The organism is Streptococcus oralis, assembly GCF_026782285.1.
Classification (GTDB): domain Bacteria; phylum Bacillota; class Bacilli; order Lactobacillales; family Streptococcaceae; genus Streptococcus; species Streptococcus oralis_CG.
On the sequence record NZ_JAKUWG010000004.1, the window covers coordinates 94,131 to 108,637 of the forward strand.

General features: G+C 43.7%; 2 protein-coding genes. Both read left to right on the top strand.

All coding sequences use genetic code 11. The annotated features are described in order from the left end of the window. Positions 1-26: 26 nt before the first annotated feature. On the top strand, positions 27-6,467 hold the full coding sequence (locus tag MK403_RS04690; protein WP_268709104.1) for a SpGH101 family endo-alpha-N-acetylgalactosaminidase: 6,441 nt from the start codon (positions 27-29) through the stop codon (positions 6,465-6,467). A gap of 172 nt (positions 6,468-6,639) precedes the next feature. Further along, positions 6,640-14,507, top strand: a 7,868-nt coding sequence (locus MK403_RS04695; protein WP_268709105.1) for an SIALI-17 repeat-containing surface protein, incomplete at its 3' end; no start/stop codon positions are given.

Consider the following 14,507-nt stretch of genomic DNA (forward strand, 5'->3'; position numbering starts at 1 on the left):
TCAAAAATGAAAGGATTTAGGAGTTTATGGATAAACGATTTTTTGAAAAACGTTGTAAATTTAGTATTCGGAAATTTTCATTAGGTGTTGCTTCTGTTATGATTGGGGCTGCATTCTTTGGAACAAGTACAGTTCTTGCAGATAGCGTGCAGTCTGGTTCCACAGCGAATTTACCAGCGGACCTAGCTGCTACTCTTGCAACAGCAAAAGAGAATGATGGACGTGATTTTGAAGCGCCAAAGGCGGGAGAAGACCAAGGTTCTCCAGAAGTTACGGATGGACCTAAGACAGAAGAAGAACTATTAGCACTTGAAAAAGAAAAATCAGCTAGTTCAGATAAGTTACCAGAAGGCTTAGAGGGCAAATTAGATAAGGCTGAAGATAAAGGGAAAGAAGTTGACAAGGATCAATTAGCTAAAGATACTGAGAATCTTGTTCCAGAAGATGTAGCTAAAACCAAGAATGGTGAATTAAACTATGGAGCAACTGTCAAAATCAAGACACCGTCAGGTGAAGGTAGTGGGATTGTCATTGGCGAAAATCTGGTTTTAACTGTTTCACATAACTTTATAAAAGATGTTCCAGATGGCAATAATCGTAAGGTCGTTGACAATGATAATGGTGATGGAGATATCTATAGCATTTCCTATCCAGGACTACCAGATGTTAAATTTAGTAAAAAAGACATTATTCACTGGGATCGTGAAGGTTTCCTAAAAGGCTACAAGAATGATTTGGCTCTTGTTCGATTGCGAACAGTTCTGGAAAATGCTCCAGCAGAAGTGACTGAAAAACCTGCAGTGAAAAAGGTTGGAGATAAATTGCATGTCTTTGGCTACCCAACTGGAAAATTATCACCAGTCCTCAATACAACTGTTGAATTAGTTGAATCCTACGGTGAGGGCGTAAAAGGGATCGGTTATCAAGGTAGCCATCCAGGTGCTAGTGGTGGTGGTATCTTTGATACAGAAGGAAAACTCGTCGGTGTTCATCAAAATGGAGTTGTTGGCCAACGTAGTGGTGGTATTCTCTTCTCACCTGCCCAATTGAAATGGATCCAAGATCACATGAAGGGAATTTCAAGTGTCAAACCAGCAGACTTGGAAGAGAAAGAAAAACCAGCTGAAGACAAACCAAAAGAGGACAAACCAGCTGCTAAACCTGAAACACCTGAAAAAGTGACAGCTGAATGGCAAACGGTAGAGAAAAAAGAACAACAGGGAACAGTCACTATCCGAGAAGAAAAAGGTGTCCGCTACAACCAACTATCCTCAACTGCTCAAAATGATAACGCAGGCAAACCAGCCCTGTTTGAAAAGAAGGGCTTGACCGTTGATGCCAATGGAAATGCAACTGTTGATTTAACCTTCAAAGAAGATTCTGAAAAGGGCAAATCACGCTTTGGTGTCTTCCTGAAATTTAAAGATACCAATAATAATGTTTTTGTCGGTTATGACAAGGACGGCTGGTTCTGGGAGTATAAATCTCCAACCGATAGCACCTGGTATAAGGGGGGACGTGTAGCAGCGCCTGAGACAGGATCAATTAACCGCCTATCAATTACCCTCAAGTCAGATGGACAACTCAATGCAACGAATAATGATGAGAAACTCTTTGATACGGTCACTTTGCCAGCAGCTGTTAATGAAACTCTCAAAAATGAGAAGAAAATCGTCCTAAAAGCTGGTTCCTATGGCAATGAGCGTACAGTTGTCAGCGTTAAAACAGACAATCAAGAAGGTGTAAAAGCAGATGATACTCCTGCCCAGAAAGAAACAGGTCCGGCCGTTGACGATAGCAAGGTAACTTATGACACTATTCAGTCTAAGGTCCTCAAAGCAGTGATTGACCAAGCCTTCCCACGTATTAAAGAATACAGCTTGAACGGGCATACCTTGCCAGGACAAGTCCAACAATTCAATAAAGTCTTTATCAACAAACACGAAGTCACACCTGAAGTTACTTACAAAAAAATCAATGAGACAACTGCAGAGTACTTGATGAAGCTTCGCGATGATGCTAATCTTATCAATGCAGAAATGACGGTCCGTCTGCAAGTTGTTGATAATCAGTTGCACTTTGATGTGACCAAGATTGTCAACCATAATCAAGTCACTCCAGGTCAAAAGATTGATGACGAAAGAAAATTGCTTTCTTCTATTAGTTTCCTTGGTAATGCCCTAGTCTCTGTTTCTAGTGATCAAGCTGGGGCTAAGTTTGATGGGGCAACCATGTCAAACAATACCCATGTCAGCGGAGATGATCATATCGATGTAACCAATCCAATGAAAGACTTGGCTAAGGGTTACATGTATGGATTTGTTTCTACAGATAAGCTTGCTGCAGGTGTCTGGAGCAACTCTCAAAACAGCTACGGCGGGGGTTCTTATGACTGGACTCGTTTGACAGCCTACAAGGAAACAGTCGGAAATGCCAACTATGTTGGAATTCATAGTTCTGAATGGCAATGGGAAAAAGCTTATAAGGGCATTGTCTTTCCAGAATACACCAAGGAACTTCCAAGTGCCAAGGTTGTTATCACTGAAGATGCCAATGCGGATAAGAAAGTCGATTGGCAAGATGGTGCCATTGCTTATCGTAGCATCATGAACAACCCTCAAGGTTGGGAAAAAGTTAAGGATATCACAGCTTATCGTATCGCGATGAACTTTGGCTCACAAGCACAGAACCCATTCCTTATGACTTTGGATGGTATCAAGAAAATCAATCTCCACACAGATGGTCTAGGACAAGGTGTTCTCCTTAAAGGTTATGGTAGTGAAGGTCATGACTCTGGTCACTTGAACTATGCTGATATTGGTAAACGTATTGGTGGTGTTGAAGACTTCAAGACCTTGATTGCGAAAGCGAAGAAATATGGAGCTCATCTAGGTATCCACGTTAACGCTTCAGAAACTTATCCTGAGTCTAAGTACTTTAATGAAAAAATTCTCCGTAAGAATCCAGATGGTAGCTATAGCTATGGCTGGAACTGGCTAGACCAAGGTATCAACATTGATGCTGCTTATGACCTAGCACATGGACGCTTGGCTCGCTGGGAAGACTTGAAGAAAAAACTTGGTGAAGGCCTCGACTTTATCTATGTGGACGTTTGGGGTAATGGTCAATCAGGTGATAACGGTGCCTGGGCTACCCACGTTCTTGCCAAAGAAATCAACAAGCAAGGCTGGCGCTTTGCGATCGAGTGGGGACATGGTGGTGAGTACGACTCTACCTTCCATCACTGGGCTGCTGACTTGACCTACGGTGGTTACACCAATAAAGGTATCAACAGTGCCATCACCCGCTTTATCCGTAACCACCAAAAAGATGCTTGGGTAGGAGACTACAGAAGTTACGGTGGTGCAGCCGACTATCCACTTCTAGGTGGCTACAGCATGAAAGACTTTGAAGGCTGGCAAGGACGAAGTGATTACAATGGCTATGTAACCAACTTGTTTGCCCATGACTTGATGACCAAATATTTCCAACACTTCACTGTAAGCAAATGGGAAAATGGCACACCAGTTACCATGACAGACAACGGTAGCACCTATAAATGGACTCCAGAAATGCGAGTGGAATTGGTAGATGCTGACAACAATAAAGTAGTTGTAACGCGTAAGTCAAATGATGTCAATAGCCCACAATACCGTGAACGTACAGTAACTCTCAACGGACGTGTCATCCAAGATGGTTCAGCTTACTTGACTCCTTGGAACTGGGATGCGAATGGTAAGAAACTTCCTACTGATAAGGAAAAAATGTACTACTTCAATACGCAAGCTGGTGCAACAACTTGGACACTTCCGAGCGATTGGGCAAATAGCAAGGTTTACCTTTACAAGCTAACTGACCAAGGTAAGACAGAAGAGCAGGAACTCACTGTAACAGATGGTAAGATTACCCTAGACCTTCTAGCAAATCAACCATACGTTCTCTATCGTTCAAAACAAAGCAATCCTGAAATGTCATGGAGTGAAGGCATGCATATCTATGACCAAGGATTTAATAGCGGTACCTTGAAACACTGGACTATTTCTGGTGATGCTTCTAAGGCAGAAATTGTTAAGTCTCAAGGGGCAAACGATATGCTTCGTATTCAAGGAAACAAAGAAAAAGTTAGTCTCACTCAGAAATTAACTGGTTTGAAACCAAATACCAAGTATGCTGTTTATGTCGGTGTTGATAACCGTAGTAATGCCAAGGCGAGCATCACTGTAAACACTGGTGAAAAAGAAGTGACTACTTATACCAATAAGTCTCTCGCTCTCAACTATGTTAAGGCCTACGCTCACAATACACGTCGTGACAATGCTACAGTTGACAATACAAGTTACTTCCAAAACATGTACGCCTTCTTTACAACTGGATCTGACGTATCAAATGTTACTCTTACTTTGAGTCGTGAAGCTGGTGATGAGGCAACTTACTTTGATGAAATTCGTACCTTTGAAAACAATTCAAGCATGTACGGAGAAAACCATGATACAGGTAAAGGCACCTTCAAACAAGACTTTGAAAATGTTGCTCAGGGTATCTTCCCATTCGTAGTGGGCGGTGTCGAAGGTGTTGAAGATAACCGCACTCACTTGTCTGAAAAGCATGATCCATATACACAGCGTGGTTGGAACGGCAAGAAAGTTGATGATGTTATCGATGGAAATTGGTCACTCAAGACCAATGGATTGGTTAGCCGTCGTAACTTGGTTTACCAAACCATCCCACAAAACTTCCGCTTTGAAGCTGGTAAGACCTACCGTGTAACCTTTGAATACGAAGCAGGTTCTGACAGTACTTACGCCTTTGTAGTTGGTAAGGGAGAATTCCAATCTGGTAACCGTGGTACGAAAGCAAGCAACTTGGAAATGCATGAGTTGCCAAATACCTGGACGGATTCTAAGAAAGCCAAGAAAGCAACCTTCCTTGTGACAGGTGCAGAAACAGGCGATACTTGGGTAGGTATCTACTCAACAGGCAACGCAAGCAATACTCGCGGTGATTCTGGAGGAAATGCTAACTTCCGTGGTTATAACGACTTCATGATGGACAATCTTCAAATCGAAGAAATTACCCTAACTGGTAAGATGTTGACAGAAAATGCACTGAAGAACTACTTGCCAACTGTTGCCATGACTAATTACACCAAAGAGTCTATGGACGCCTTGAAAGAAGCAGTCTTTAATCTCAGCCAGGCAGATGATGATATCAGTGTTGAAGAAGCGCGTGCAGAGATTGCCAAGATTGAAGCCTTGAAGAATGCCTTGGTTCAGAAGAAAACAGCCTTGGTAGCAGAAGACTTTGAAAGTTTGGATGCGCCAGCTCAACCAGGTGAAGGTCTTGAGAACGCCTTTGATGGCAATGTGTCTAGCCTATGGCATACATCTTGGAATGGTGGAGATGTAGGCAAGCCTGCAACCATGGTCTTGAAAGAACCGACTGAAATCACAGGACTTCGCTATGTTCCACGTGGATCAGGATCGAATGGTAACTTGCGTGATGTAAAACTGGTTGTGACAGATGAGTCTGGCAAGGAGCATACTTTCACCGTTACGGACTGGCCTGATAACAATAAGCCAAAAGACATTAACTTTGGTAAGACAATCAAGGCTAAGAAAATTGTCCTTACAGGAACCAAGACTTACGGAGATGGTGGCGATAAATACCAATCTGCGGCGGAACTCATCTTTACTCGTCCACAGGTAGCAGAAACACCGCTTGACATGTCTGGCTATGAAGCAGCTTTAGCTAAGGCTCAAAAATTGACAGATAAAGAAAATCAAGAGGAAGTAGCTAGTGTTCAGGCAAGCATGAAATATGCGACGGATAACCATCTCTTGACGGAAAGAATGGTGAAATACTTTGCAGATTATCTCAATCAATTAAAAGATTCCGCTCCGAAACCTGATGCTCCGACAAGCAGTAAGGGTGAAGAGCAACCACCAGTTCTTGAAGTACCAGAATTCAAAGGCGGTGTTAATGCGGCAGAAGCAGCTGCTCATGACCTACCAGAGTTCAAGGGAGGAGTCAATGCAGCAGAAGCAGCTGTACATGAAGTACCAGAGTTCAAAGGCGGTGTTAATGCGGCAGAAGCAGCTGCTCATAAAGTCCCTGAGTTCAAGGGCGGCGTTAATGCGGTTGAAGCTTTGGTAAGTGAAGTTCCAGAATACACCGGTGGCGTCAATGGAGTTGAGCCAGCTGTACATGAAAAACCAGAGTACACAGGCCCGCTAGGTACAGCAGGTGATGAACCAGCACCAACTGTTGAGAAACCAGAGTATAAGTTGACACCAGCTCCGCTAGCTGATACAAAGACATCAGAAATCAAAGATACTCTGAAAAATGAAGAAAGCAAGAAGACACTCCCAGAAACAGGAGAAGCCCAGTCTGATACAGCCCTCTTCCTAGCAGGAATCAGCCTAGCATTGTCAGCCGCCCTCTTTGCTATTAACAGTAAAAAAGAATAGATATTTATTTATTCCACAACTACATTGTTTGGATAAGTGACTTGGACTTCTAGGGGAGTCAGAGTCGGAAAATGAATCAAACACCTGGAGAGGACCTCTTGGTTCTCTCCTTTTTAAAAGGAGAAATGATAACGCTTACTAGCGTAGGCGGATGAAAGGAAATAGGAGAAATATGGACAAACACTTTTTTGAGAAACGCTGTCATTATAGTATCCGCAAATTTGCAATTGGTGCAGCCTCAGTTATGATTGGTGCTAGTATCTTTGGAGCCAATATGGTTCAGGCAGCAGAAACAGCAGCGCCTTCAGAGACAGAGGGAAGTATCACTCATGTTCAAGCCCTGGATAAGCTACCAGATGATTTAGCCGCTGCGCTTGAAAAAGCAGATGCAGAAGCTGCAACAGAAGCAAGTCATGAAGAAACTCCATCGACTGATGAGGGAACCAATCCTGCAGCAAGTGAAGAGGCAAAACCAGAGACAAATCCTGCAACTCCCAAGCCAACAGAAACGCCGAAACCGGTTGAAACACCAAAGGCGGATAATCAACCTGCGGAAACCACTACACCAGCAGTAAAACCAGCTGAAAAGACAATCGAAGATAGAGAAGATGTCAACCACCTCGAAGGCGCTACTGCTTCAGCAAACAACCATGAGGCTGGAACAAGCTTTACAGCTAACAAAGCAGTTGATGGTGATGATAGTACTAGATGGGCAACGGACAAAGATGTACCAAAACCAACTTTTGAACTAACTCTGCCAAAGACTACCTTGATCAAACATGTGGAAATTGACTGGGATCGTCGTCTTCGCAATGGGCAAAATGACCCAAATATCAAATCTTGGAGTCTCTATTACGCAGGTCAAGAAGACGTGGGCGCTAACGGAGAAAAACAATGGAAACTAGCTCATACCAAGACTGGAGATCCTGTTTTAGATGAGAAAGTAGACCTAGCTGAAAGTATCAAAGCGAAGTACCTCAAACTTGAAGTCAATGATTACCAAGCTGGTACAATGGGCTGGAGAAACGTTGGAATTCAAGAAATTCGAGCTTATTCAAATATTCCAGACCATAGTAAAGTAACGGATATCCGCCAAGTTGATCAGTTGGATGTGGCTGAAGATGGCAAGTCTCTTGTCCTACCAAGTTTGCCGGGTCAGGTTAGTCTGATTGGCAGTAACAAGCAGGGTGTGATTGACCTTCAAAATCGCATCTACCAACCTCTGACAGATCAACGTGTCAAGGTCATGGTACAACAAATCAAAGACAGTCATACCTTTACCAAAGAGTTTGAAGTAGTCATCAAGGGGCTACACCAGGACGAAGGTGTGGGTGTGAAACCAAAAGTAGCACCAGCTGTTCAACAATGGTATGGGAAAGAAGGCCAATCTTCTATCACTTCAGATACAGTCCTTGCAACAGGAGATTCAGGCTTTGATCAGGCTGCAACCTTCTACCAGTCAGACCTTGCTAGCCGTGGATTGGAACTTGCGACAGGTGACAAGCAGGCACAAAAACGAATTGAATTTAAAAAGGTTGAAAACAAAGGTTATGGCAAGGAAGGCTACGGCATCACTATCCAAGATGATGTGATTACCATCGAAGCTGCAACAAACACAGGTGCCTTCTACGCCACTCGTACGCTCCTTCAGATGGGAGAAAAGGATCTGCAAAACGGTGAAATTCGAGACTTCCCAAGTTTCAGTCATCGTGGCTTTATGCTGGATACAGGTCGTAAATTTATCCCTTATGACACCCTTGTAGACATCATGCTCAACATGGCTTACTACAAGATGAACGATTTGCAGTTGCACTTGAATGATAACTATATCTTCCTCAAGGAACACTTGGCAGGTAAGAATTTAACTCCAGAAGAACAACTCAAGTATGTACTTGAACATGCCAAGACTGGTTTCCGTGTGGAGACAGATATTGTCGGTAAGAATGGTCAAAAATTGACATCAGATGAGCATTATACCAAGGAAGAAATGCAAAATCTGATTAAATTGGCCAAGGCTCTTCATATCAACCTAGTACCTGAAATTGATACACCAGGACACGCTCTATCATTTGTCAAGGTTCGTCCAGACCTCATGTATCAAGGAAGTCTTAGTGATTACGCAGGCAAGCACAATGTCGAACGAGTTGCCATGCTAGACTTGGATAACAAGTACGATGAAACGCTGGCTTTTGTCAAATCAGTTTATGACAAACTCCTCGATGGTCCGGATGCACCACTTCATGGGGTGTCAACTGTTCATATCGGAACGGATGAATACTATGGTAGCAGAGAAAGCTATCGTCGTTATGTCAATGATTTGATTCAATATATCAAATCTAAGGGCTATACACCACGTATCTGGGGCTCGCTCAGTGCGAAACGTGGAAACACTTCTGTTGATTGGAACGGAGTAGAAGTTGATATTTGGAGTATTCACTGGCAACGTCCTAATGAAGCCATTGCCCAAGGAGCTAAGATTATCAATATCACAGATGTTCCGACTTATAGTGTACCAAGTGGAAGCAATAGTCAAGCAGCCTATGGGGACTATGCTAACTACGAGCGTCAATACAATAGCTGGACACCAAACGACTTCCGAACAGGTGGAGGTCCGCTTCTAGAATCGTCTCATCCAAGTATTATCGGAGGAGGTCATGCGGTTTGGAACGACAATATCGACCTTCATGAGACAGGACTTACTTCTTACGATATCTTTAAACGTTTCTTCAAGAGCATGCAAACCACTGCAGAACGCACTTGGGGATCTGACCGTGCAGCTGCAACCTTTGCAGAACGCACCCTACCAACGAGCCCTTATGCGCCACAGTCAAATCCTGATAAAGAGATTGATCAAAGCGACTTGTTTACCATCAATCCTGAAACAGTCAAGAACTATGCGAGCAAGAAGGTGAAGACAAGCGAGCAGGGATTAGCTTTTGGGAAAGACAGCAGTATCGAAGGCTTAGCTGGTGATGTTGGTCCAAGTCACGTTTTGAAGTTTGATGTAACTGTCACTGGAGACGGGGAACAAACCTTCTCAACAAGTGGGGACAACCGTATCTATCTAGCTGATAAAGATGGCTACCTTGCCTATCAATTTGAACAGTTCCATATCCAATTCAATAAAAAACTTGAAAAGAACAAACGTTATCAAATCTCCATCGTAACCAAACCACAGTCAACCGAAGTCTATGTGGATGGTGAAAAGATTGAGCGTATCACAAATCCAGCCCACCCTCGCTTTGCCCACAATAGCTTGGTACTACCGCTTGAAAGCATCGGTGGTTTCAAAGGAATCTTGCATAGTGCAGAGTTGTCAAACAAACCATTTGTAAATCCTCGTTTGATTTCAAATGATAAAATTACTGCAACCGCAAGCAGTCAGCAGCTTCCAGGAAACGCGACTGAAGGCGCTGTTGAAAAGGCCTTTGACAATGATCCAAATACCTTCTGGCATACTAAGTGGACTGGTGACACTGCGCCATACACTCTTACTATGACCTTGAAAGAAGCAGAAAAAGTCAATGGCTTGACTTATCTCCCACGTCCAGGTGGTGGAAATGGTGTCGTGACGCGCTACGAAATCTACGCACAAAAAGAAGGCCAAATGGTCAAGGTTTCAGAAGGAAGCTGGGACAACAACGCCCAAGAAAAAACAGTCAACTTTGCGGCGGTAGATACCAACAAGATTGAGTTGAAAGTATTGGAAGGCGTTGGTGGTTTTGCAAGTGCAGCTGAAGTTCATCTATTAAAACCTGTGAAAGAAGAGCAAGAAACGCCTGCACCAAGTCAACCAGAAAAACCAACTACACCAGAAAAACCAAAAGTAGAGCAAACAGGTGATGGAACAGTTGAATTGGCAGATCAATTCACTGCAAGTAAACCAGCTAGCGAAGACAGCATTGCCACTGCCAGCAAGAGCGATGACTATCTCAAGAAAGAGTACAAGGTCTTCCCAACTCCACAAAAAGTGACTTATGGAGAAGGAGTCACAGCCCTTCGCAAGCAAGTCAATCTGGTCATGGGTGATCAACTCGATATCTATACTCGTAATCGCTTGAAGAGTGTCTTGCAGGACAATCAAGTATCTTATACAACTGGTAAGGCAGCAATCGCTGGCGCAACCAATATCTATCTTGGAGTGCATGGACAAGGTTCACAAGCAGAGCAAAACTTGTCCAATGTTTCAGCAGGTCTCTTTGACAAGATCGACGCCTATGTCTTGAGCATCAAGGATAATTCGATTTCCATCGTCGGAAAAGACACAGATGCAGTCTTCTATGGTTTGACAACTTTGAAACACATGCTCAAGGAAAGCCAAGTGCCAGTCCTTCGCAATGTGACAGTAGAAGATTACGCAGAGCTCAAGAACCGTGGTTTCATCGAAGGTTACTATGGAAATCCATGGTCGAATGCCGATCGTGCAGAGCTCATGCGTTATGGTGGCGATTTGAAATTGAACCAATACTTCTTTGCACCAAAAGATGATCCATACCACAACAAGAAATGGCGTGAACTCTATCCAGAAGAAAAACTAGCTGAAATCCGTGAACTTGCTCGTGTCGGAAATCAAAGTAAAACCCGCTATGTCTGGACTATCCATCCATTCATGAACAACCGTATCCGCTTTGGCAATGAGGCACATTACCAAGAAGATTTGGCAACCATCAAGGCCAAATTTACCCAGTTGATGAAAGTGGGTGTCCGTGAATTTGGTATCCTTGCAGATGATGCACCAAGCCCAGTTGGAGGCTACAATAGTTACAACCGCTTGATGCAAGATATGACCAAGTGGTTGACTGAAATGCAGGGAACCTACAGTGGTCTTCGCAAAGAAATGATCTTTGTTCCTGGTCAGTATTGGGGTAATGGACGTGAGGATGAGTTGAAATCTCTCAATGAAAATCTCCCAAGTTCAACATCCATGACCTTGACGGGAGGTAAGATTTGGGGTGAAGCCTCTGAAAGCTTCCTTTCAACTCTCAAGAACAATCTATCCGCAGGTGGCAAGACTTATCGCCCAGTTTCACTTTGGATTAACTGGCCAGTAACAGATAACTCTAAACAACACTTGATTCTAGGTGGTGGTGAGAAATTCCTTCATCCAAATGTGGATCCAAGCTTGCTATCTGGTATCATGTTGAACCCAATGCAACAGTCTGAACCATCTAAGATTGCCCTCTTTGCAGGAGCTCAATACTCATGGAAACAGTGGAAATCAGAAGAAGAAGCTAAGAAAATCAATGATATTGCCTTCAACTTTGTAGAAAATGGTCATTTTGAAGATAGCAAGGTATCAGCAGCCTTCCGTGAACTTGGCAAGCACATGATCAACCAAAACATGGATAATCGTGTCGTTAAACTAGAAGAATCGGTAGACTTGGCTCCAAAATTAACAGACTTCATGACCAAACTCAAAGCAGGTCAGGATGTGACTGCGGAACGTGCAGCCTTGCGTGCAGAATTTGCCAAGATTAAAGAAGCAGCCGAACTCTATAAAGCATCAGGCGATAAAAAAATGGTTGCCCAAATCCACTATTGGTTGGATAATGCAATCGACCAAATGAATGCCCTCGATGCCTTCCTTACAGGAACTGAAGCCATGGCTACAAACGATGCAGCCAAACTCTGGGATAGCTACTATAAAGGTTTGAAATTGTACGAACAGTCTCAAACTCACACCTTCCATTATGTAGACCATATGGAAAAAGCTGAATTGGGTGTTCAACATATTCGTCCATTTATCCTATCCCTGAAAGAAGTTCTAGCGTCTGAAGTTCAAAAAGTCTTGCACCCAGACCAAATCATCAGTACCTTTATCACCAATCGAACAGGTGTAGAAGGTGGTTTAGCAGAAGTAACGGATGGCGACTTGGCAACCCATGCGATTATTAAATCACCAAACAGCATCAAGACAGGTGATTATATTGGTATGAAGTTCAACAAGCCGGTAGCGATCCAAACCTTGACCTTTGCAATGGGAACGCAGGCAAATCCACGTGATACCTTTAGTAAGGCCGAAGTGCAGTATTTAGATGAAAACGATAACTGGGTAACCTTGAAAGAGCCAAGCTATGTTGGAAATGAATCCCTTCTTAAGTTTGAAAATCTCACTATCAAGGCCAAGGCAGTTCGCATGATTGCGACAGCAGACCGCGAGAACACTTGGTTTGCAGTTCAGGAAATTGCAGTTAACCGTCCAGTTGAAAAAGCTCGTAGCCAACAAGCAACGATAGTTAGTCTAAGCTCAAACTTAGTTTACAAACTAAATACCTCAGCCCGTCAAATCACTGATGGCAAGGACAATACAGAAGCCATGATGGCAAATGCTGACGGTAGCAATACGACACCAGTAGATGCCTGGGCACAACTTGACCTCGGTGAAGTCAAGTCAGTCACTAAAGTACGACTTCGCCAAGGGACGGGTGATAAGCTTGCCGCAGGTGTACTTGAGTACTCTACAGATGGAACTGCATGGCAAGAGTTAGATCGCCTATCAGGAGAACAAACCAAGGAAGTGACCAGAGCTATTAATGCTCGTTACATCCGAGTCCGCAATACCAAGGCACTCGACCTCTGGTGGCGTATCCAAGACTTCTCTGTTGAGACACGCTCTGGAAACAGTGAGTTAACGGACACCAACGTAGACGCCTTGAAGGAAACACCAGTAGTGGATAGCTTAGGCAGTTACGAACTTCAAATTCCAGCTGGAACCAAACTCCCTGCTCATAGCTATCTAGGAATGAAGCTTGACCGTATCCATCAGATCAAGAGCATCCAGCTCCAAGGCCAAGCCAACCCTGCTCTTAGCCTAGAGTATTCTGCAAATGCGCAAGAGTGGACGTCAGCTAGCCAGTTGAAAGACAGATCTGTCGCAACCCACTTGGTACGTTATGTTCGTCTGGTCAACAAAACGGATCAGGAACAAGCTGTGACAGCCACTTCTCTCCTTGTGACAACCAAAGAAGTACAACCAACCAAACTAGAATCTACAACTATGGGCATTCATCCAACATACGGCAGCAATGATGTTCGTAAACTGAACAACCTAGATCAACTATTTGACGGTGTTTACAACAACTTCGTTGAGTTTTCAGACTATGCCCATAAAGATGGTCATGTAACCTTGAAACTTGGTAGCGAACGCACGATTAAGAAAATCAGAGCCTACATCCAAGACGGAACTCAAAACTATCTTCGTGATGGTAAGATCCAAGTCAGCCAAGACGGTAAAACTTGGACAGATGTCGTGACAGTAGGAGATGGTGTGGCCAATAGTCAACACGATGATTCATTGACAGATGGTTGGACACATGATTCTAAGATGCCAGGAAATCGCTATATCGAGGGTGAATTGACGACACCAGTCAAAGCCAACTATCTCCGTGTTCTCTATACTGCAGACTATGATGCTCGTTTTGTAGGCTTTACAGAATTGGTCATCAACGATGGTGAGTTTGTCAAACCAATCAATGATCCAACAGTAGAAGGAAACGGTGGAGAAAGCCAAGGTAATCTTTACAATAATCTTGTAGACGGCAAAGTCTTGACCAGCTACAAGTCTGAAAAAGACAAGGGCGAATTGGTGTATCACTTATCTGAGCCAACCAATGCCAACCACCTTCGTCTCGTTTCCAGTCTTCCTGAAGGAGCGAAAGCACGTGTTCTTGCTAGAACACTCAAGGATGGCCAAGACAGTTGGACAGACCTCGGTGCCATTACATCTAGTCTCCAAACCTTCGCTATCCGAAATGGTGGCTCTCTTCTAGACGTCAAATTAGTCTGGGAAGGTGGCAAGGCTGAGTTTTATGAATTGGCAAGCTTCCATCAAGCATTAACAGAAGAATCGGTTCAATCAAGCAAGGGTGAAGAGCAACCACCAGTTCTGGAGGTTCCTGAATTCACAGGTGGTGTCAATGCGGCTGAGGCAGCAGTGCATGGAGTACCAGAGTACACAGGTCCACTTGGTACAGCAGGAGACCAACCAGCACCGACGGTCGAGAAACTGGACTTTACAGGTGGTGTGAACGCGGTAGAAGC